This is a genomic window from Aquabacterium sp., assembly GCF_036279655.1.
Taxonomy (GTDB): domain Bacteria; phylum Pseudomonadota; class Gammaproteobacteria; order Burkholderiales; family Burkholderiaceae_C; genus Aquabacterium.
The window spans coordinates 22,876-43,116 of sequence record NZ_DASUIT010000047.1 but is presented as its reverse complement, the minus strand read 5'-3'; the positions used below and the strand labels follow the sequence as shown (position 1 = coordinate 43,116).

Genomic DNA, 20,241 nt, shown 5'->3' with positions numbered 1-20,241 from the left:
GAGCGGTTTGGCACGCGATGTCGGCCCCGGGCCTGATCAAGCACAAGCCCAGACGTTTCCGCCACGCTCAGGCGCCCGTGTCACCCAGTTCGGCCAGACGCGCCTTGAGCCGGTCGTTCTCGGCGCGCAGCTCGGCGATGATCTCCCTCAGATGGGCCACCAGCATGGGCGATGACTTGCCCTCTTCGCCAGGCCCGGCCGCCTCGGGGGCATCGGTCGTGCCGCTGCTCTGAGCCGACGCATCGGCATCCGCCGGCCTGGGGGCGCGCGTGGACGCCTTGGCTTCGCGCACCTGACGCGCGGCCTGCTGCAACTGCTTCTTGCCACCGGCCACCGCAGCGACCTGCTCCTCCACTGGCAGGGAGGCCACGGCCGCCGCGGCGTTGATGGACACCTCGCCCGCCTTGACAGCCGCCACCAGCTCGGGCGCCGCCGTCTTCTGGATCTTTTCAATCTGGCTGACCGTGGTGCTGCTGATGCGTGCCGCCCGGGCAATGGCCTCGCGGCTGTTGAGCGGATCCGGGGGCAGCACCGGGCCCGGTGCAATGGCCTGATCGATCGCCTCCTGAGCGGCGGCCTGGGTGGCCTGGGCCGCCTGCACACGCGCGGCCAGGATGTCCTTCTTGCGCAAGGCCAGCACACCACGCTGGAAATCCGACACGCTGCGGCGCCCCAGATGCTGGTCGATCATCCACAGGTGCACGTCCTCAATGGACTGGAAACGCGGGTTCTGCACCGTCTGGAAGGAGATGCCGTGCTTGCGGCAGATGCCATAGCGGTTGTGGCCATCGACCAGCATGTCCCCCCACAGCACCAGGGCATCGCGACAGCCCTCGGCCAGGATGCTGCGCTCCAGCGCGTCGTGCTCTTCGGGTGTCAGCGGATCGATGTAGATGCGCAGTTCTTCGTTGACCGTGATGTTCATGCTGCTCAGGGATAAGGGGCAAAGCACAGGGAGGGCGCGCACGATAGCACGCCCGTCTCACGCCCCCACCCCATCAAGGCTCGGACCGGAACAGCCCCGCCAGCACGCTCGCGTCGAACTCGCCATGGTGGGGCGCGATGGCGCCCAGATCGCTCTCGCCCACTCCCATCCAGCGGGCCAGGCTGGCGGCCAGTTGGTCCACCGCCATGGTGGGCAGCAGGCGGCCCTGCCCAACATGGTGCTCATCCCCCTCCAGCCCGGGTGGCGGCAGTTGCCCGAAGAACTGACCGCCCGCCACCGCGCCCCCCATGACGAGGTGATGCCCACCCCAGCCATGGTCCGAGCCATCTCCATTGCTGCTCAGGGTGCGACCGAAGTCACTCGCGGTGAAGGTGGTCACCTGCCGGTCCATGCCCATCTGCTGCACGGCCTGATCGAAGCCGGACAAGGCCTGGGCCACCTGCTGCAGCAAGCCGGCGTGCTGGGCCAGCAGGCCATCGTGCAGATCGAAGCCCCCCAGCGACACGAAGAACACCTGCCGCCGCAGGCCTTGAGAGGGCCCGGCTGCGATCATGCGCGCCACGGTGCGCAACTGCCGGGCCAGCGGGCGCGACACGAGCTGGGACACGCCGCCCTTGACCACGTTCTCCGATTCGATGAAGAGGTCGCCGAAGTCCGGCGTCCCGGCCAGGGCGTCGCTGAGCGCCGACTGGGCCGCCAGGGCCCGCACCATCACCTTGGCATGCTCACGCGCCAGAGGCAGGGGGTGCAGGTCCTGCCCGATCAACTCTTCCAGCACGGCAGACCGCAAGGTCGACGACCCCGAGCCGTCGCCAAACAGCCCATCCTTGACCGCATGCAGCGGCAGGGGGCCGCCCGGCACCAGTGCATACGGCTGCACGACGTTGCCCGACAGAAACACCGCCTGACCCGAGGTGTTCACACAGGTGAAGGCGCCCGCGCTCGGTCCGGGGCCCCACACATCCCCGATCAGCCCGCCCCAACCGGTGGTGCCGCCCTCCGGCGCATACGACTGCCACACCGCCTGCTGGTCATTGTGCGAGAACAGCCGGGGTGGCAGATTCCGCCCCTGCCGGAAGTCCGCCACCGTGATCGGCTTGACCAGCGGGCCGATGTTGAGCAACACGCCCAGGCGCTGCGCCTCGAAGAGCGGCTTGAGCAGGGCCAGCGACGGCGCCAGCGCCATCTGCCGCCCCTCGGGCAAACCGCGTGTCGACAACACGGTGGCCGCCAGATCGGCCCGCGCCGTGGCCAGGTTGGTGCGTGCCGCGGCGTAGGCCTGGTGGCTGTCGAGGTCGTAGGGCACCAGGGTGTTGGCATGGTCATTGCCCCCCACCAGGAACACGCACACCAGGGCCTTGTAATCGGTGCTGTCGCTGGACGAGTCCACCGTGGCTGCGGATGCATCGGCCAAGGCCGCCAGATTCATGGCCCAGGGGGCCGCCGCCCCCATGATGGACAAGGCCGCGCTGCGACGCAGGAAGGTCCGGCGATCCGGATGGAACATGGGCTTGCTCATCGTTGCACCAGGAAATCAGGGCTGCACAAGATCAGCAGCGTGGCCGTGACCACGCGCGTGAACGCGCCGTCGGCCCAGCGAGCGCCCGAGGGGGATTCGATGGCATAGCGCCTGTCGGCATCCAGGCTGATCTCGGCCAGCGCGTCGGTGATGCGCTGCACGGCATCCACGGGGCGGATGCCGTCCATGAGGGCTTGCCCAGCATCCAGCACGGCCTGGCCCGTGAGCAGGGCCCCGCCCGTCAGCAGCAGATTGAGCCGGTCCACCAGCGCTCGGGGCCCCTCCTCGGCGGCCAGCGTCAGCCAGCCATCGGTGCGGTAGTCTGGCACGACATCGGCCCCGCCAAAGCCCACGATCTTGTGCATGAAGTTGACATAGCCGATCACCGAGGCTTCGTCGGTGATCTGGAACTCGGGTGCGACCCAGCCCTCCCAGGCCATGGCGGTGTTGGGTGGCACATAGCCTGGGCGGAAGAAGTTGAACACCGACGGCGCCCGCAGGGGGCTTTGCGCCAGCGCCGTGCTGGGCGCCTGGTTGGCGATCTGCCACCGCTTGAGGCCACTGACGGGATCGGGCGTCGCATCCACCCGAAACAACCGTGCCCAGTGCACAAAGCGCAGCATGGGCTCACGCAGCTTGCCATGGGTCAGCGCCTGATCGCCAAACAAGGGCGGGCGGGCATCGGCGTCCAGCACGATGGCGCGCAGCACGGCCTGGATGTCCCCCCGCACGCGCCGCCCGTTGTCGGCAAACACCTGTGCCACCCGAGCCACATAGGCAGGCGCCGGGTTGCTGGTCACGAGTTGCTGAATCAGCCGTCGTGCGATGAAAGGCCCCACATTGGCATGCGCAAAAATCGTGTCCAGCGCGATCCGCAGGGACTCGGGGCCCGACGTGCCCGCCGGGATGGTCACGCCCAGAAAGGTCTTGGCACCGGGCTCATGGCGATCAGCGAAGTGCCGCATCGACAGACGCAGGTGATCGGGGCCCTGGGCCTGATCACTCACCCCGGCGCGGAACGCCGAGGTGTCCAGATCCCAGCCGGTGAACACCCGGGCCAGACCGCTGATGTCGGCATTGCTGTAGGTGGGCTGGGTCTGCCCGGCCACCAGCCGCTCGGTGCCATCGCTCTGGAGCTCACTCAGGCCGATGGTGAAGAGCTGAAGCACCTCGCGGGCATAGTTTTCGTCGGGCTGGCGACCACTGCCCGCATCGGCCTTGCGGCTGCCGCGCATGCTCAGGTAGACCCCCATGGCGGGCGACAGGGTCACGGCCTCCAGCAGGTCGCGGAAATTGCCCAGGGCGTGGGCCTCGAGCACATCCCAATAGGCCATGGCGGCAAACTGGCCCCAGGGCGTGGCCATGTTGTTGGCCGACACCACGAAGATCTGCGACCAGGCCAGCGCCATGCGCTGGCGCACCACATCGCGCGCGCCCAGCAGCCGTGCCCACAGGGCGTTGTCGACCCCTTCGTCCGAGCCGTAGTACTGCGGCTGGGCAAAGCCCCGGGCCTTGGCCCAGTCGAACACGGTGGGGGTGCTCAGGCAGGCATTGAACTGATCGTCCAGCCAGGCGCCATAACCCCGATTGACCACATCCAGCACATCCGGGACGGTGGCGCCCAGGCCCACCTGCGCCAGGAAGCGGGCCGCTGTGGCGGCGTCCGGGGCGGGCAAGGCGCGGTCGTTCGACGGGGTGGTCGTGGCCGAGGGCTTGAGGCAGGCCCCTGCAGCAGGCACCCCATCGACCTGGAGGGGATCCTCGCCAGCACCGCCTCCGCAGGCCGCCAGGGTGAGGCTGGACAAGGCGGCCAGGCCGATGCCAGAGGCTCCCCCTACCGCGCCGGGGGCACCCTGCTGCTGCGCCACTTCCATGATCTCACCCTGGTTTTTGAACTGCCCACACTGTAGCGACTTCCCGCCGACCTCCAGCCACCGCCAGGGGCAGACACACCCATTCAAGGGGCTCGACCGCCCCTGCCCCTCACCAGGCGTCCACAAACGGACGCTTGCGCCCCTGACGAGGCGCAGGCAAGGGCATGGAGGCCAGGCCACGCACCAGCCATCGTCGCGTGTCGGCCGGGTCGATCACATCGTCCAACTCCAGGTGCGCCGCCATGTTGAGGGCCTTGCCCCGCTCGTAGGCCGCTGCCACCAGGCCATCGAACACCTGCTGACGCTGCACCGGATCGGCGATGGCTTCGAGCTGCTTGCCAAAGCCCAGGCGCACGGCCCCTTCAAAACCCATGGGTCCGAACTCGCCCGTGGGCCAGGACACGGTGAACTCGGGGGCCAGCAGGCTGCCCGCCGTCATGGCCTGCGCGCCCAGGCCATAGCCCTTGCGCAGCACCACCACGAAGAAGGGCACCGTCAGGCTGGCCGCGGCCAGGAACATGCGCGAGAAATGCCGCACGGTGGCCGTCTTCTCGGCATCGGGGCCCACCATGAAGCCGGGGGTGTCGCACAGCGAGATCAGTGGGATATCGAAGGCATCGCACAGTTGCATGAAGCGCGAGGCCTTGTCGGCCCCATGCGCGTCGATGGCACCGCCCAGGTGGCGCGGATCATTGGCGATGATCCCTACCGGGCGCCCCTCCAACCGGGCCAGGGCCGTGATCATGCCGGGCGCAAAACGGGGCCTCAAGGCCAGCACCGAGCCTTCGTCGAACAGGGTGTGCACCACCTCGTGGATGTCATAGACGCGCGTGCGCTTGTCGGGCACCACATGGCGCAGCACACGCTGGTCGGCGCAGGTCCACTGCGTGGTGCGGCCCTGGAAATAGCCCAGGTACTGCTGGGCCACACGCACCGCCTCTGCTTCGTCCTCGACCACGATGTCGATCACGCCATTGGGCTCCTGCATGCTCACAGGGCCCACCTCCTCAGGTGCAAACTTGCCCAGCCCGCCCCCCTCGATCATGGCGGGGCCCGCCATGCCGATGGTGGTATCCCGGGTCGCGATGATGACATCGCAGCACCCCGCCAGCGAGGCATTGCCCGCAAAGCAGCGCCCGTTGACGATGGCGACCGTGGGCACCAGCCCGCTCAGGCGCGCCATGCCCAGGAAGGTCATGTTGTCGAGCAGGCTCACGCCGGGGTATTCGTCGTTGGGGCGCCCGCCCCCGCCTTCGGCCCACAGCACCAGGGGCAGTTGACGCTGCAAGGCCAGGTGCAACATGCGGTCGGTCTTCTTGTGATTGACGACGCCTTGCGTGCCGGCGAACACGGTGTAGTCATACGCCAGCACCATGCAGCGCGCGGCCTGTTCGCCAAACTGACGGGCGTTGACCGTGCCCAGGCCCGCCACCAGGCCGTCTGCGGGACTGCGCACGATGAGCTCGGCCTCCTTGTGCCGTGCCCGCTGCGAGGCCAGCGCCAGCGCGCCGTACTCGATGAAGCTGCCTTCGTCCAGAAAGCTGCTCACGTTCTCGCGGGCCGTGCGGTGGCCCTTGGCATGGCGCCGTGCCACCGCCTCGGGGCGGCGGGCATCGAGCGTCACGGCATGGCGCTCGATCACCTCGGCCAGGTCGGCGCGGATGTGATCCGGGTCCACCGCCTGCTCACCGCTGTCGTGCACCTGGCCATCGTCATGGCTTGGGTCCAGGGCCAGCAGGGGCTGCCCTTCGCCCACCACGGAGCCCACCTCGGCCAGGGCCGCCTCCACCCGACCGCCCTGCTCGGCCAGGACCTCGAACTCCATCTTCATGGCCTCGATCACCGCCACACGCTGGCCAGCTCGCACCCGATCCCCGGGCTGCACCAGCAGGGTCACCAGCGAGCCTGGCACATGGGCGCACACCGCCACGCAGCCCTCGGGCACCTCGGCGCGGCCTGCCCCGAGCGGATGGGCCGCCACGGCCGAGGGGTCCAGGTGAGGCAGGGGCCGTGGGCGCGGCTGTTGTTGTGCGGCCTCCAGCAAAGGGCCGATCTGCTGCTGCAACCAGCGCGTGCTGACCTGGCAGGTGGACACATCGGCATGCGACAGCAAGGCCTGTGCGAAGGCGATGTTGCTGTCCACACCGTCGAGACGGAACTCGGCCAGGGCACGGCGAGTGCGCTGCAAGGCCTGATCGAAGCCCTGGCGGTGGTGCACGATGACCTTGGCCACCAGGGTATCGAAGCCGGGGTGGGGCCTCATCCCGGCATGGCCATGACCATCGACCCGGATGCCCGGCCCCGCCGGGGGCTCATAGGCCAGCACCAGGCCTCCGGCAGGCAGCGCCCGGCCATCGGCCCCCATGCGCTCCGTGTTGATGCGCACCTGCACGGCGCAACCATGTGGGCGGGGAATCTCGGCCTGCGTCATGCCCAGCTCGGCCAGGGTGGCGCCTTGCGACAGTCGCAACTGGGTCTGCACCAGGTCCAGCCCCGTCACCTCTTCAGTGACCGTGTGCTCGACCTGCAGGCGCGGGTTGGCCTCCATGAAGTAACAGGCGCGGGTGCCCTGGCGATCCAGGTCCACCAGAAACTCGAAGGTGCACAAGCCGCGCAACCGCACCGCCTGGCCCAGCACCACGGCAGCATCCAGCAGGTGCTGTCGCACGGCGGGATCCAGTTGGGGCGCCGGGGCGATCTCCACCAGCTTCTGGTGGTTGCGCTGCACAGTGCAATCGCGCTCCCAGACGTGGCTGACGGCGCCACTGCCATCGCCCAGGGCCTGCACCTCGATGTGGCGTGCACGGCGCACCAGTTGCTCCACATAGAGCGCGTCCCGCCCGAACGCCGCCAGCGCTTCCGACTGGCACTGCTCATAGGCTGGCGCGACCTCGTCCAGGGACTCGACCACGCGCATGCCCCGGCCTCCCCCGCCCGCCAGGGCCTTGATCATCATGGCGCCGCCCTCGCCCAGCGAGCGCAGGAAATCCTGCGCCTGCGCCAGACTGACGGCACTGTCGATGCCCGCCGTGACCGGCACCTGACAGCGGCGCGCCAGGGCGCGCGCCTCGGCCTTGTCGCCCAACAGATCCAGCACCTCGGGGGCCGGGCCCACAAAGGTCAGCCCCGCGTGTGCACAAGCGCGCGCAAAGTCGGCGTTCTCGCTGAGCAGGCCATAGCCCGGGTGTACATGGGTGCAGCCCTGGGCCTGCGCCGCAGCCAGCACCTGAGCCATGTCCAGATAGGCGGGCACGCCCCGGCCCGGCAGCGTGTGCACCGCATCGACATGCTCCACGTGCAGGGGATGGCCTTCATCCGACGCCATCAACCCCACCGTGCGCCAGCCCAGTTCGGTGGCAGCGCGCGCAATGCGGATGGCGATCTCGCCGCGATTGGCGATCAGCAGGACAGGCTGAGCGTGTGGGGTCGGGTGTGTCATGAGCAGAGGCCAGCGATGCGGACAAGAGACAAGCATCGTAGCCGCCCCGAACGCACCTCGGACCAGCCCGTCGACAGGCGCCTGGGGCCCACAACCCTGAGACGCACACCCCTCAAGCGTCGACTACATGACACTGATCCATCCCACGTTCTGGGGGGGCCGGTGACACAACCGGGGAAACCCCGAGGCCAAACGATAGCGACAACTCTTCACACTGAATCCATCGACACACCGATTGACGGAGCCCCCATGAACATCCGCCCACTCTTGAGCACAGCGGCCAAGGCCTTGGCCACCTCGCTGCTGACCAGCCTGGCCGCCCACGCGGCCTACTTCCAATGGGAAATGATCGAGCTGCCCGCCTCCAGCGGCGCCAGCTGCGGTAACGGCACGCCCTACCGCTTCTTCGTCAACCGCACCCCCTTCACCAGCAAGACCGTGGTGATGTTCGAAGGCGGCGGCGCCTGCTGGGATCAGGGCGCCTGCAAGGGTGGCACGCTGCTGGACGCGGTCAACCCCGACGGCATCCCCACCAATTACATGACGGACTGGAATCGCCAGGCTCACCTGGGTCTGGTCACGCCCTTCACGATGCGCGTGCACCCCCTGCAATCCGTGCAGACGCAGAGCTGGAACATCGTCTACCTGACCTATTGCACGGGCGATGTGCACACGGGCAACAAGACCGCCGTCTACAACAATGTGGACCCGGCCAACCCCATGCCCTACAACCACCGTGGCGCAGTCAATGCCAAGGCCGTGGCCAAGTGGCTGGCGGCCAACCTCAAGCAGCCCGATCACCTGCTGCTGACGGGCTTCTCGGCCGGTGGTGTGGGCTCGACCGCCAACTACCCGGCCTTCCGCGAGATCCTCAAGCCCAAGAAGATGGCCCTGATGGCCGACTCTGGCCCGCTGTTCGATGTGCCACGCAATGCCACGCCTGAACAGGCACCGTCGGTGCTGCTGCACAACAAGATCCGCGGCGTGTGGGGTCTGGACGGTCCAGAGGGTCTGGTGACCGAACTGATTGCCAAGTATCCAACCGCAGGCAATGCCGACAACCTGGGTTCCGTCACCGCGGGCATCGGCAAGATGTTCCCCAACGACCGCATCGGCTACACGATGTTCCAGGAGGACACCAACTTCTCGGCCTTCTCCTACCAGAAGTTCTATCCCGAGATTGCCGCTGCACCCACCAATGAGGAGCGTCTGAAGATGCTCAACGTGAAGTGGCGTCAGGAAATCACCCCCTGGATCGATGGCATGCGGCCCTTCTCCAACGTGGGCTGGTTCATCCCCAACAAGCGTGACATCAATGGCTCGCACTGCACCACCATCGTGACCTTCGGTGGCACCAGCATCGTGGAGAACGGCCACAAGTCGGTGGGGGTCTTCCTGGACAACCTGCTGGACGGCAAGGGCCCGGTGCTGCGCTCCTATGAGACCAAGCCCACCACCCAGCGCGTACTGCTGTCGGACATGTTCGCCGACTGGCTCGCACCGCTGGTGCCCTGAGGCCAGCATTCACGGCCGCAAGCGGCTGTGGTCTGAGCGGGCCTTCGGGCCCGTTTTTTTTGCTTCATCGCGGAATGTCGGTGCCATGCTTTTCATGCGCCGTGATCTTGTGTTTTTGCGGTACAGCGCGGGGCGCGGGGTGAAGGAGCACGCGGCCGGGCATGCCATGGTCTCTGCGCTTTCGCAACCAGGGTCGAACGACACAGCCCTTCGTGTTGTCGCGCCCAATTCATTCATCTGCCCCCCTGGCTTTCACTTCCAAAACGCGCGAGCCGTGGCCGTGCCATCTCGGCATACCACCAGCGGGGCGAAGAAGGGCTGAGCCGGCTTCCGGGAGGGCGCCTTGTGGGTGCCGAGGAGCGCAGCCATGGGCTTGGCGTGCGCAGCACGCTTCGTCCTCTGACTTGCCGTGGTTGTTTGAGCGCAGCGGCGTCAGCCGCGCAGCGAGTTCCACGGCACAAGCCCATGGCGAGCACCGGAGGGGCGTCCCGTCGAAGACGGGACCACCCACATTGAAGCCCGCCCGGAAGTTGGCTCAGCCCGCGCTCCGCGTTGCATCGACAAAGCGCGCATCAGATGCCACGCCGGAAATGCGTGATGATGCTCAGACTCAACTCAGCTCAGCGACCACCGCGCCGAAGCATGAAGCCCACGATCCCCAGACCGGCCAGGGCCAACAACAGCGATGTGGGCTCAGGTACGGGCCCAGGCGTGGCCTGGGCGCTGGCGTACACCGAGCCTGTGTAAGCGGCCACACCGGGAAACGGCGGCACGCTGAACGTCCCCGTGATCGTCAGGGTGTAGTTGCCGGGGCCCACGTCAGCGAAGGAAAAATGCCCCAAGGCATCGATGGCCACCGACTGCAGCAACCCCACAGACGCATTGGCAAAGGTCACCACGCCCGGGGCAAAGCCCAACTGGGTCAGCAAGGGGCTGCCACTGTTGTCGCTCACCGAGCCGAACACATCCGACAGGGTGTTCAGACTGAAGCCATAACTGTCCGAAAAGGAGCCGCTGACGATGGCACCTGATTCGAAATTGGAGGGGTTGGCCGAGAGCACCCCCAGGGATCCGCCTGGATACGTGGTCGCCCAGGCCGGAACGGCCGCTGCCACCGCCACCGCGGCCAGCACATGTTTGATGTTCATTGCGCACCCCTCGAAGACACACCAGACCCGATCCGAAGCAGATCAGACCCCTCAGGCGTTGATTGGGCTCACATCCAGACGGCGATGCGGCATCGTTGCAGCGACTGTAAACAGCGCCAACGATCAGTAGTATCCCTCATACTGGGGGCAGACAAAAAAAGCCCGCGTCACCGCGGGCTTTTGAGAGAGCGCCAAAACGCCCCCAAACGATCAGGCGGCCAGGCGCTGCTCGATCTTGGCCTTGGTGGCGGGCATTTCAGCCGGCAGGTGGTAGGCGAGCTGGGTGAACAGCTCTTCGTGCAGCTTGAGTTCCTGCGTCCAGGCGGCCTTGTCCACGCCGATGACAGACTGGAACTGCTCCTGGGTGAAATTCAGGCCATTCCAGTTGATGTCTTCGTAGTTCGGGCTGATGCCGAAGGCGTTCTCGGTGCCCTTAGCGGTGCCACCGATGCGGCCCAGGATCCATTCCAGGACACGCATGTTCTCGCCGTAGCCAGGCCACACGAACTTGCCATCGGCGCCCTTGCGGAACCAGTTCACACAGTACACCGGCGGCACCTTGTGACCGGCGGCTTGCAGCTTGGCACCCACGTTCAGCCAGTGCTGGAAGTAGTCGCTCATGTTGTAGCCCATGAAGGGCAGCATGGCGAAGGGGTCGCGGCGGACCACGCCTTGCGCGCCAAAGGCGGCAGCGGTGGTCTCCGAGCCCATGGTGGCGGCCATGTAGACGCCTTCGGTCCAGTCACGGGCCTCGGTCACCAGCGGCACGGTCGTGGAGCGACGGCCACCGAAGATGAAGGCGTCGATCGCCACACCGGCGGGGTTGTCCCACTCGGGATCCAGTGCGGGGTTGTTGGTGGCGGCCACGGTGAAGCGGGCGTTGGGGTGAGCGGCCTTGGCACCGGTTTCCTTGGCGATCTGGGGCGTCCAGTCCTTGCCTTGCCAGTCGATCAGGTGGGCCGGGGGCGTGTCGGTCATGCTTTCCCACCACACATCGCCGTCGTCGGTCAGGGCCACGTTCGTGAAGATCACGTCGCGGTTGAGCGAGTTCATGCAGTTCAGGTTGGTCAGCGTGTTGGTACCAGGGGCCACGCCGAAGTAACCGGCTTCGGGGTTGATGGCGTACAGCTTGCCGTCGGCACCGGGCTTGATCCAGGCGATGTCGTCACCGATGGTGGTGACCTTCCAGCCGTTGTAGCCCTCGGGCGGGATCAGCATGGAGAAGTTGGTCTTGCCGCAAGCGCTGGGGAAGGCGGCTGCCACGTGGAACTTCTGGCCCTGGGGGTTGGTCACGCCCAGCAGCAACATGTGCTCAGCCAGCCAGCCTTGCTCGCGGCCCATGGTGGAGGCGATGCGCAGGGCGAAGCACTTCTTGCCCAGCAGCGCGTTGCCGCCGTAACCCGAGCCATACGACCAGATTTCGCGGGTGGCGGGGTAGTGCACGATGTACTTGACGGTGGGGTTGCAAGGCCAGGCCACATCCTTCTGACCGGCTTCCAGCGGGGCACCCACGGTGTGCATGCAGGGCACGAAGTCGCCATCGGTGCCCAGCACCTCGATCACGCCCTTGCCCATGCGGGTCATGAGCTTCATGTTGACGGCCACATAGGCGCTGTCAGACAGCTCCACGCCGATGTGGGCGATGTTGGAACCCAGGGGGCCCATCGAGAAGGGCACCACGTACATGGTGCGGCCCTTCATGCAGCCCTTGAACAGGGCGCCTTCGCCCGTCTGCAGCTTGGCACGCATCTCGGCGGGCTCACACCAGTTGTTGGTGGGGCCGGCGTCTTCCTTGCGCTCGGAGCAGATGAAGGTGCGATCTTCCACGCGGGCCACGTCCGACGGGTCGGTGATGGCCAGGAAGCTGTTGGGGCGCAGCTCGGGGTTGAGCTTCTTGAAGGAGCCGGCAGCCACCAACTGGGCGCACAGGCGGTCGTACTCTTCTTGCGAACCGTCGCACCAGACAATGTCCTTGGGGGTGGTCAGGGCGGCCATCTCGGCCACCCAGGCAATCAGTTTTGTATTTTTGACGTAGGCAGGTGCGTTCACCTGTGCCGCAGTGGCGGTGTTGGTCATGACAAAAAGCTCCAAAGTTAAAAACAGGGTCTCGACAACACCAAACCCTTGCCCACCAAGGAGTTGCGCGTTCTCGACACCCTGCCCTGCGGCTCAAGCAGACAGGCTGTGTTCCAGCCGTCCTGTATTGAACCGAGCCCTATAGTTTAGTTCAGTCCTGATTTTTTGTGTGGCCCCCCGGATCGAGGGGGCTGCGTGCCCGGTGTGGCCTTTGACACGCTGTGACACATCGCCCCCCCGCGAACGAGCGGGCAGCCACCACAATACGAGAGAGACGAGCCACGCCACATCCATGACCTCCTACGAGTTTGACGCGCTGACCCTGAGTGCCTTGATCGCCGCTGCGACGGTCCTGCTGTGCTTTCCCGTGGCCTTGTGGGTGGCGTCCTGGGCGGGACGCCAGGGGCCGGGAGGGCGTTGGACCCTGGATGCCCTGCTGCTGATGCCCCTGGCCCTGTCACCGGCCGTGGTGGGCTGGGCGGTGGTCACGGCCCTGGCCCCCCAGTCACCCGCCGGCGTCTGGCTGGCCGAATGGACCCAATGGCGGCTGCGGCTCGTGCCCGAGGGGCTCATCCTGATCAATCTGGTGCTGACCCTGCCTCTGATGATCCGCACCATGCGGCCCGCCTTCGAGACGGTGGACCACTCCATGGTGCTGACCGCGCGCACCCTGGGGGCCAGTCGCTGGTCCGCCTGGTGGAGCATCACCGTGGCGCAGACCTCGCCCATGCTGCTGTCGGCCGTCGTGCTGGGGTTCGCCGCAGCCTGGGGTGAATGCGGCGCATCCATGGTGGTGGCGGCGGCACTGCAGTCGCCGCTGGGTGCCCAGCAGCCCGGCGCGGTGGCCGGCACCGTACCCCTGACCCTGATGAGTGCCATGCAGACCACCCGCGGCCAGGACATCGCCTGGCGCATGAGCATGGTCTCCCTGGGCGTAGCGGCCCTGGCCATGCTGGGCAGCGAATGGGCGCGCCGACGCTGGCGCCGCCGCGCCCTGCCCCCGCAAGCCCGGGGTGTGGCGGCATGAGCGCCGCCCTGCCCCCGCCTCTGGCGGTCGAGCTGCGGCTGCGCCAGCCCGGGCTGGACATCCAGGCGCAGTTCCGCGTCCCACCCGGCCATGTCTGCGCCCTGGTGGGTCGTCCTGGCTCGGGCACCACCGCTGTCATGCAATGTGCGGCCGGACTGATCCCGGCCCAATCCGGCCGCGTGACCGTGGGCAACCAGGTGCTCTATGACACCCCCACCGGCGTCAACCTCAAGCCACAGGACCGCCGCTTTGCCTGGGTCGACGGACGCGGGCAGCTCTTTCCCCACATGACCGTGCAGGGCAATCTGTCTTATGGCCACCGCCACGCACAGAGCCGCGGTCTGCAGGGGCCCGAGATGGCCACGGTGGTCGAGTGGCTGGGCCTGGGTCCGGCCCTGGCGCTGTGGCCCAATCAGCTGGACGTGGCCACGCGGCAGAAAGTCGCCCTGGGCCGGGCCCTGCTGTCCTGCCCCCAGGCCCTGATGCTGCATGACCCGCTGGCCGAGGCCCCGGCGCACGAGCAGCCCGCCTTGCTGGACCTGCTCACTGAGCAGCATCTGCGCTTCAAGATCCCCACTGTGCTGTCGACCCCGCGCATGGACGAAGTCATCCGCCTAGCCGACGATGTGGTGATCCTGCACGAAGGCCGCGTGGCCAGCGCGGGGCCTTTGAGCCGCATCCTGTCCGACGTCTCGCTGTCGACCTTTCTGGAAGGGGTGCATGCGGGAGCCGTGCTGGAAGGCGTCGTGCGCCAGCACGACATCCAGTGGCTGCTGACCGACGTCAATGTGGCGGGTCAGCGCGTCACCGTGCCGGCGGTGCTGCACAACGAGGGCCGGCGCGTGCGGCTGAAAGTCCGTGCACGCGACATCAACATTCACCGCGAGCCCCTGCAGGACTCCAGCGTGAGCAACCAGCTGCGCGCCCGCATCACCCAGGTCATGCTGGCCGGGGACCACGGCTCCTATGGCGCCGTGGCGGTCGATCTGCTGCACACCCTGGACACCGCCGCCCGGCCCCACAGCGGGGGCGACCAGCTCTGGGCCCTGATGACACGCCGCTCCATCCAGCAAATGGCCCTGGAGCCGGGTCAGGATTGCTATGTCAGTTTCAAATCGATGGCTGTGACGGTGGCGCCGCGCTGAGGGCCACCGTCTGCCCAGCACCCCCATGGATCCCTGCCTCATGAGCCCCCTTCGCCACATCCTCTCCATCAACGTCGCCCAGGCCAGCCCCATGGTCATCGAGGGGCGCACCCTCATGAGCGCCATCCGCAAGCAGCCCGTGAGCACCCTGGCCGATCCGGCACGCATCGAGGTTCACCCCCTGGGCTTGAGCGGCGATGATCAGGCCGACCCCGAGGTGCACGGCGGCCTGTCCAAGGCGGTGTACGCCTACCCGCACGAGCACTACGCCTTCTGGCAGACGGTGCGGGCCCAGGCGGGCGTGACGCCGTGGGGCGAGGCGATGCCGCATGGCCTGCCCGGCGAGAACCTGACGATCACCGGCCTGCTGGAGTCGAACGCCTGGGTCGGTGACGTGCTGGCCTTTCCCGACTGCGCGCTGGCCATCAGCGAGCCTCGCCGCCCCTGCTACAAGTTCGCAGCGGTGATGGGCTTTCGGCAGGCCGTCAAGATGATGCAGCAGTCGGCTTATTGCGGCTTTTACCTGTCGGTGCGGCGAGCTGGCACCCTCGCCGCCGGGGAGACCTTCGAGATCATCCCCGGGCCGCGCGAGGTCAGCGTGGCCGAGCTCTTCAAGGCCCGGCTGTCCCGGCGCTGATCAGCGCTTGCGCAAGGCCACGGCCACCACGCCCAGACCGGCCAGCAGCAGGGCGACCGATTCAGGTTCGGGCACGGCACTCACGGACAACTGTCCGGTGACCAGGGTGGTCTGGCTCAAGGACACGGACTGCCCCGCCACCATCGCCAGCCCCACCGTCTGCGTGGTTTGCCGGTGCGCAATCCAGCTCAGATCCAGCACATCCCCCACGGCCGCCAGAAAGGTGAACTGACCAGGCTGCGTGTTGGTGTCCGACACCTGCACACTGTGAGAGCCCAGCACCACACCCTGGCGGCTGACCACCAGATCCACCGCCCCGTCCGTGGACAGCGGCAGCTCACCGGTCGACGTCCCGCCGATCAGGCCCGACCAATTCACTCGCACCAACTGGCCGCTCAGATCACCGGCATCCGCCGCGATCTGCACTTGCAGTTGATCGATGAACAGGTCCTGCGTCAGTTCATAGCCCGACACCTCGCCCGCGCTCGTGGCGGTATAGGTCCAGCTGGTCGCGGCCGACAGCGTCATGTCGATCAGCGAAGGATCGGTCTGGGCATCCAGTCCGATGAAGTGATTGACAGCCTGCGTGCTGCCGCCCACATCGGCCTGCGCGTCCGAGAACCAGCTCACCACCTGCCCGGACGCGCCCTGCGTCAAGGGCTCTCCCGACAGCGACACGCTGCCCGGCGTCCCGTCGATCGACGCCCCTTGCTCGAACACCTGCCCGGCCTGACCCGCCGAGATCACTGTCAGCCGGGCCGCGAGTGCGGCATCCACCGCCGACAGGGACCACAGGGCGACACCGGCGATGGCCACAGACTTCTTGATCATGATTCATCTCTCCTTGGAGCCTGGCCTTCAAGGCAGGCGGGTGATGCGGTTCTGGGGGCCCGGCGCCACGCCAGCGGGATGGGCCTGCAGATAAGCCTCGAAAGCGTCCGTGTCCACGGCGCCTCCCAGGCGATCGGTGCCCGACTTCAGCACGGTGAAACCATCACCACCATCGGCCAGGAAGCTGTTGACGGTGACGCGGTAGTGGCTGTCCGGGGCCACGGGCACCCCATGGATCGCGATGTCACTCACACGCGCGTCGCAGCCCGCCGAGGCCAAGTAGCTGTAGGTCAGGCCTGTCGAGATCTGCAAGATGCGTTGCTGGGTCTGGCCATGGCAGCCCACGAACTGGGTTTCCAGCAAGGTCTTGATCTGAGCTCCCGACAGGGTCAGCGTCACCAGCGAATTGCCGAAGGGCTGCACCGTGAAGGCATTGCCATACGTCACCAGACCGTCGGCGTTGTAGGGCAGGTCGGCACGGATGCCGCCCGGATTCATCAGCGCCATCACCGCATCGCCGAAGCCTGCATCGTTGGTGGCGTCCAGTTGCGCATCGGCAATCACGTCACCCAGGGCCGATTCGCCAGCGGCGTTGGCCGTGCGGCTGATGGCCGCCGTGATCTTGCCGATGACGCGGCTGGCAGGCACGGCCGACTCGGCCTGGTAGTGCGCCACCAGGGGCGTGAGGTTCGGGTGCTCGATCACGGCCGTGGTGTTGGGCACGGCCACATTGCTGGCCGTGACGCTCACCATGTCCTTGGTGCGGGTGTCCAGCGTCAGGTCGATGTCGCTCAGGTAACGCCCATACTGGCCGGCCGACGTGACACGCACCGGCTGGCCAGCACGGTTGGGAATCAGACAGTTATAGGCCGCATGGGTGTGACCGGAGATCACCAGATCGATGGCGGGATCCAGGCGGTTGACGATGTCGACAATGGGGCCGGACACGCCCGTGCAGCCATTGATGCCACCGGCTGCCGAGCCGCCTTCGTGGATCAGCACGATCACGGTCTCGATGCCCTGCGCCTTGATCTGTGGGACCAGGGCGTTGACGGTGTCGGCCTCGTCACGGAAGGTCAGACCGGCCACGCCAGAAGGCGACACGATGGTGGGCGTGGCCTCCAGGGTCATGCCCACAAAGGCCACCTTGTTGCCCAGGAAGTTCTTGACACCCACGCCGGGCAGCAAGGTCTCGCCAGAGGCGGTGTGCTGCACATTGGCGGCCAGGAACTGGAACCGCGCCCCGGCGAACTGGCCCACGCTGTTGAGGTCCTGCGGCAAGCCCTTGCCGCTGAAGATGTCAGTGGGGTGGTTGCCACCGTGTTGCATGCGCAGGATCTCGGCCGCACCTTCGTCGAACTCATGGTTGCCCACGGCATTGAAGTCGATGCCGATGCGGTTCATGGCCTCGATGGTGGGCTCGTCATGGAACAGCGCCGACACCAGCGGGCTGGCGCCGATCATGTCGCCGGCCGACACCACCGCGTGCAGAGGGTTGAGGGCCTTGAGCTCGGCCACCTTGGTGGCAAAGCGCGCCACCCCGGGGTTGCCCGCCGGGCTGCTGAGCGCCGCCGACTCCAGATTGCCGTGGAAGTCATTGAAGCCAATGAGCTTGACGGTCAAGCGTGTGCCGACGCCCGACGCCGTGGCAGCCTGCAGCAGCTTGATGCGCTCGGTGGACGACAACTGGCCCGCCTTCTGCAGATCAAACGACACCCGAGAAACATGGGCCACGAAGCTGCCCTGGTTACCCCAGGCCTGCTCGTCCAGGAAGGCATCGTCCAGCGTGGCGCAATCCACGCTGGTGACGCGGTTGGGCACCGCCGTCGTGAAACTGCCAAAGGTGATCTGTCCCTGGCTGCTGCCAGGGACACAGGCGGCGGACGCTGCAGCGCTCGCACCAAAAGCCAGCAAGGCGGTCGACAGGACCACGACAGAAGGGAAGGACATGATGCGAACTCCACGACCTGCCCATGCAGGTTCTGAAGTGCATCCTAGGAAGCCCCTTTGACCCCTTCATGACACACCATGGTCCGAACGCGCGCACCCCGCGTCAAGGGGTATTGGCCACGCCCGCCGCCACATGGCCCGAAGGCACATGCGGTGCCGCATTCTCGACATGCCCGGTCTGGTCGTCGAAGAAGAAATCCGGTTCGAACTCGCGCAGGAAGGTCCCCTTGGGCAAGCCGCCCAGGAACATGGCCTCGTCCACGTCGATGCCCCAGCCCATGAGTGTGCGGATGGCGCGTTCGTGCGCGGGCGCGCTGCGTGCCGTGACCAGGGCCGTGCGGATGCGCATGGGGCTGGCCGCGTCGCCCGCCTCACCCGATTGCTGCAAGGCGTGCAGGGCCGTCAGCAGAGGCTTGAAGGGCCCGGCCGGCAGAGGCTTGGTGGCGCGCTCCACCTCATGCTGTTGAAAGGCATTGAGCCCGCCTTGCTGAAAGACTTGTTCGGCCTCGTCTGAAAACAACACGGCATCCCCGTCGAAGGCCACGCGAACTTCCAGCGGATGCCCATCCCCGCCGCGTGCGGCATGGGGCAGCACCCGCGCTGCGGGGACGCCGGCGGCCAGTGCCGAGCGCACATCCGCGTCATTGGCACTCAGAAACAAGTTGGCATTCAGCGGCCGCAGGTACTGCCAGGGCGCTCGCCCGCGGGTGAACACCCCGCGCTCGATGCGCAGGCCGTAGTGCTGGGCCGAGCGAAAGACCCGCAGGCCCGACCCCGGGTCGTTGCGCGACAGGATGACCACCTCGACACGTTGCGTCTCGGGCGTGTTGAACGACAGCAGCTTGTGCACCAGTTGGAAAGCCACCCCCGGGCGGGCAGGCACCTCCAGACGGTCCATCTGCAGTTGCATGTAGGCGCGGTCGTCCCGGGCCTCGAAGAGCTTGTTTTCTTCTTCGAAGTCGAACAGGGCACGCGATGAAATGGCCACGACCAGTTGGCCGTCAAGTGAGGCAGGCATGCGCGTCAGTGTAGCCACTCACGGCAGGCTCACGCTCCACTCACTGCACGAAGCCGATGGGCGAGCGCCGCGCGTTCGGGTTGGGCAGATCCCGTGGCTCCAGCGTGTCGCGACCATCGAGCTTGGCATTGCCGAAGGCCGTCATCAGAGCCCGGCGCATCTCGCGTGGCGCCAGGGCCGACAAACCGTCCAGCACCGCCTCACTCAACTCCGGTGCAAAGCGGCGTCCCCAGGCATGATCGGCCCGGATGCTGCGATAGAGCTTGCTGGCGATCTTGCGCGAGGCCTCCTCATCGGGCATCTCGATCTCGAAGACATTGACCCGGTTGAGGATGGGGTCGGGAATGCTGCGCACCTCATTGGCCGTGGCCACCCAGATCACCTGGCTGGCATCGATGGGCACCTCGGCGAACTCATCGGTGAAGCTGTGCGCCGTGTCATGCTCCAGCAAACTGTAGAGCGATCCCAAGGGATCGTAGGCGTGCTCACCTCCGGCCTTGTCGATTTCGTCGACCACCATGACCGGGTTGGCATATTGCCCATCGACCAGGGTCTCAAAGACCTTGCCCGGCCGGGCGCCCTTCCACTGGCTGGACGCCCCCGAGAGCACCCAGCCCGCCGTCATCGAACTCATCGAGATGAAGCCCAGGCCGGTGCCCAGCAATTGCGACACCTCGCGGGCAAAGTGCGTCTTGCCCACTCCGGGCGGTCCCAGCAGCAGCATCGGCGTGATCTCCAGGGCATCATGGCTGTCGGTGCACAAGGCCAACTGGCGCCTCAGGTCATCGAGCACCTCGTGGAAATTGGGCAGTTCGTCATAGAGGTGGTCCATGGCCGGCAGGCCCGAGGGTTTGACCTGGAAGCGGTCCGGCCCCATCTCCAGCATGCGCTCGTAGGTGGCACGCAGGGATTCGTGCTCTCGCGGCGGGAGCTTGCCCAGGCGCTTTTCAACCTCGTCGAGCCGGTAGACATGGCGCATGTGCGCGATGGGAAGTCGCCCATGACGGGCCGAGCTGTCCACGGGAACCAGTTCACTGCCTGCACTCATCGTCCACCTCCATCACCCACCTGACAACACCGGGTGTTGATGCCCCTATTGCAGCAAAGCGGCGCGCG

The 20,241-nt window shown here is 66.8% G+C and carries 14 protein-coding genes; 4 read left to right on the top strand and 10 right to left on the bottom strand.

Annotation, left to right across the window (positions count from 1 at the left end):
• Positions 1-67: 67 nt before the first annotated feature.
• From VFW84_RS05205 to VFW84_RS05190, 4 genes are all read right to left on the bottom strand, one after another.
• Entirely contained in the window at positions 68-925 is an 858-nt protein-coding gene (locus tag VFW84_RS05205) for a plasmid replication/partition related protein (protein WP_329679380.1), read from the bottom strand.
• A gap of 73 nt (positions 926-998) precedes the next feature.
• A complete protein-coding gene (locus tag VFW84_RS05200) occupies positions 999-2,465 on the bottom strand; it encodes a DUF1501 domain-containing protein (RefSeq protein WP_329679379.1) in 1,467 nt (488 codons plus the stop codon).
• The gene (locus VFW84_RS05195) at positions 2,462-4,339 is read right to left on the bottom strand and encodes a DUF1800 domain-containing protein (protein ID WP_329679378.1); all 1,878 of its coding nucleotides are present in this window, start codon (positions 4,337-4,339) and stop codon (positions 2,462-2,464) included. Before VFW84_RS05195 ends, VFW84_RS05200 begins: the two co-directional genes overlap by 4 nt.
• 109 nt (positions 4,340-4,448) lie before the next feature.
• Entirely contained in the window at positions 4,449-7,778 is a 3,330-nt protein-coding gene (locus tag VFW84_RS05190; RefSeq protein ID WP_329679377.1) for an acetyl-CoA carboxylase family protein, read from the bottom strand.
• A gap of 249 nt (positions 7,779-8,027) precedes the next feature.
• Here VFW84_RS05190 and VFW84_RS05185 point away from each other — a divergent pair, with 249 nt between their 5' ends.
• The gene (locus VFW84_RS05185; protein ID WP_329679376.1) at positions 8,028-9,293 is read left to right on the top strand and encodes a pectin acetylesterase-family hydrolase; all 1,266 of its coding nucleotides are present in this window, start codon (positions 8,028-8,030) and stop codon (positions 9,291-9,293) included.
• Between the two features lie 620 nt (positions 9,294-9,913).
• Here the strand turns inward: VFW84_RS05185 and VFW84_RS05180 are convergent.
• Both VFW84_RS05180 and VFW84_RS05175 read right to left on the bottom strand, forming a co-directional pair.
• Positions 9,914-10,441 carry an FxDxF family PEP-CTERM protein gene (locus VFW84_RS05180; protein ID WP_329679375.1) on the bottom strand — a complete coding sequence of 176 codons (528 nt, stop codon included), beginning with the start codon at positions 10,439-10,441 and terminating at the stop codon, positions 9,914-9,916.
• 210 nt (positions 10,442-10,651) lie between these two features.
• The gene (locus VFW84_RS05175; RefSeq protein ID WP_329679374.1) at positions 10,652-12,517 is read right to left on the bottom strand and encodes a phosphoenolpyruvate carboxykinase (GTP); all 1,866 of its coding nucleotides are present in this window, start codon (positions 12,515-12,517) and stop codon (positions 10,652-10,654) included.
• A gap of 292 nt (positions 12,518-12,809) precedes the next feature.
• Here VFW84_RS05175 and VFW84_RS05170 point away from each other — a divergent pair, with 292 nt between their 5' ends.
• The 3 genes from VFW84_RS05170 to VFW84_RS05160 are packed head-to-tail and all read left to right on the top strand — an operon-like array spanning position 12,810 to position 15,326.
• Positions 12,810-13,544: a molybdate ABC transporter permease subunit gene (locus VFW84_RS05170; protein ID WP_329679373.1), complete on the top strand. Its 735-nt coding sequence runs from the start codon at positions 12,810-12,812 to the stop codon at positions 13,542-13,544.
• Positions 13,541-14,689 (top strand): molybdenum ABC transporter ATP-binding protein, encoded by a 1,149-nt coding sequence (locus VFW84_RS05165; RefSeq protein ID WP_329679372.1) that lies wholly within the window; start codon positions 13,541-13,543, stop codon positions 14,687-14,689. The genes VFW84_RS05170 and VFW84_RS05165 overlap by 4 nt, the downstream gene beginning before the upstream one ends.
• Before the next feature lie 40 nt (positions 14,690-14,729).
• Positions 14,730-15,326 (top strand): MOSC domain-containing protein, encoded by a 597-nt coding sequence (locus tag VFW84_RS05160; RefSeq protein WP_329679371.1) that lies wholly within the window; start codon positions 14,730-14,732, stop codon positions 15,324-15,326.
• Here VFW84_RS05160 and VFW84_RS05155 read toward each other — a convergent pair whose 3' ends face one another.
• The 4 genes from VFW84_RS05155 to VFW84_RS05140 all read right to left on the bottom strand — a co-directional run bounded on the left by VFW84_RS05155 (position 15,327) and on the right by VFW84_RS05140 (position 20,173).
• Complete coding sequence (locus VFW84_RS05155) at positions 15,327-16,157, bottom strand: PEP-CTERM sorting domain-containing protein (RefSeq protein WP_329679370.1); 831 nt, start codon at positions 16,155-16,157, stop codon at positions 15,327-15,329.
• Between the two features lie 27 nt (positions 16,158-16,184).
• Positions 16,185-18,107, bottom strand: coding sequence for a bifunctional metallophosphatase/5'-nucleotidase (locus VFW84_RS05150; protein WP_329679369.1), 1,923 nt, complete (start codon positions 18,105-18,107; stop codon positions 16,185-16,187).
• Between the two features lie 103 nt (positions 18,108-18,210).
• Positions 18,211-19,125, bottom strand: a complete 915-nt coding sequence (locus tag VFW84_RS05145) for a 5'-nucleotidase (RefSeq protein WP_329679368.1) — start codon at positions 19,123-19,125, stop codon at positions 18,211-18,213.
• 40 nt (positions 19,126-19,165) lie between these two features.
• Positions 19,166-20,173 (bottom strand): AAA family ATPase, encoded by a 1,008-nt coding sequence (locus VFW84_RS05140; RefSeq protein ID WP_329679367.1) that lies wholly within the window; start codon positions 20,171-20,173, stop codon positions 19,166-19,168.
• Positions 20,174-20,241 lie beyond the last annotated feature (68 nt).

Excerpts from the sequence above, each read along its gene's own strand:
- VFW84_RS05185 (WP_329679376.1), top strand. The coding sequence starts at position 8,028 with ATGAACATCCGCCCACTCTTGAGCACAGCGGCCAAGGCCTTGGCCACC.
- VFW84_RS05205 (WP_329679380.1), bottom strand. The coding sequence starts at position 925 with ATGAACATCACGGTCAACGAAGAACTGCGCATCTACATCGATCCGCTG.
- VFW84_RS05150 (WP_329679369.1), bottom strand. The coding sequence starts at position 18,107 with ATGTCCTTCCCTTCTGTCGTGGTCCTGTCGACCGCCTTGCTGGCTTTT.
- VFW84_RS05145 (WP_329679368.1), bottom strand. The coding sequence starts at position 19,125 with ATGCCTGCCTCACTTGACGGCCAACTGGTCGTGGCCATTTCATCGCGT.
- VFW84_RS05170 (WP_329679373.1), top strand. The coding sequence starts at position 12,810 with ATGACCTCCTACGAGTTTGACGCGCTGACCCTGAGTGCCTTGATCGCC.
- VFW84_RS05190 (WP_329679377.1), bottom strand. The coding sequence starts at position 7,778 with ATGACACACCCGACCCCACACGCTCAGCCTGTCCTGCTGATCGCCAAT.
- VFW84_RS05140 (WP_329679367.1), bottom strand. The coding sequence starts at position 20,173 with ATGAGTGCAGGCAGTGAACTGGTTCCCGTGGACAGCTCGGCCCGTCAT.
- VFW84_RS05200 (WP_329679379.1), bottom strand. The coding sequence starts at position 2,465 with ATGAGCAAGCCCATGTTCCATCCGGATCGCCGGACCTTCCTGCGTCGC.
- VFW84_RS05175 (WP_329679374.1), bottom strand. The coding sequence starts at position 12,517 with ATGACCAACACCGCCACTGCGGCACAGGTGAACGCACCTGCCTACGTC.
- VFW84_RS05155 (WP_329679370.1), bottom strand. The coding sequence starts at position 16,157 with ATGATCAAGAAGTCTGTGGCCATCGCCGGTGTCGCCCTGTGGTCCCTG.
- VFW84_RS05165 (WP_329679372.1), top strand. The coding sequence starts at position 13,541 with ATGAGCGCCGCCCTGCCCCCGCCTCTGGCGGTCGAGCTGCGGCTGCGC.
- VFW84_RS05160 (WP_329679371.1), top strand. The coding sequence starts at position 14,730 with ATGAGCCCCCTTCGCCACATCCTCTCCATCAACGTCGCCCAGGCCAGC.
- VFW84_RS05195 (WP_329679378.1), bottom strand. The coding sequence starts at position 4,339 with ATGGAAGTGGCGCAGCAGCAGGGTGCCCCCGGCGCGGTAGGGGGAGCC.
- VFW84_RS05180 (WP_329679375.1), bottom strand. The coding sequence starts at position 10,441 with ATGAACATCAAACATGTGCTGGCCGCGGTGGCGGTGGCAGCGGCCGTT.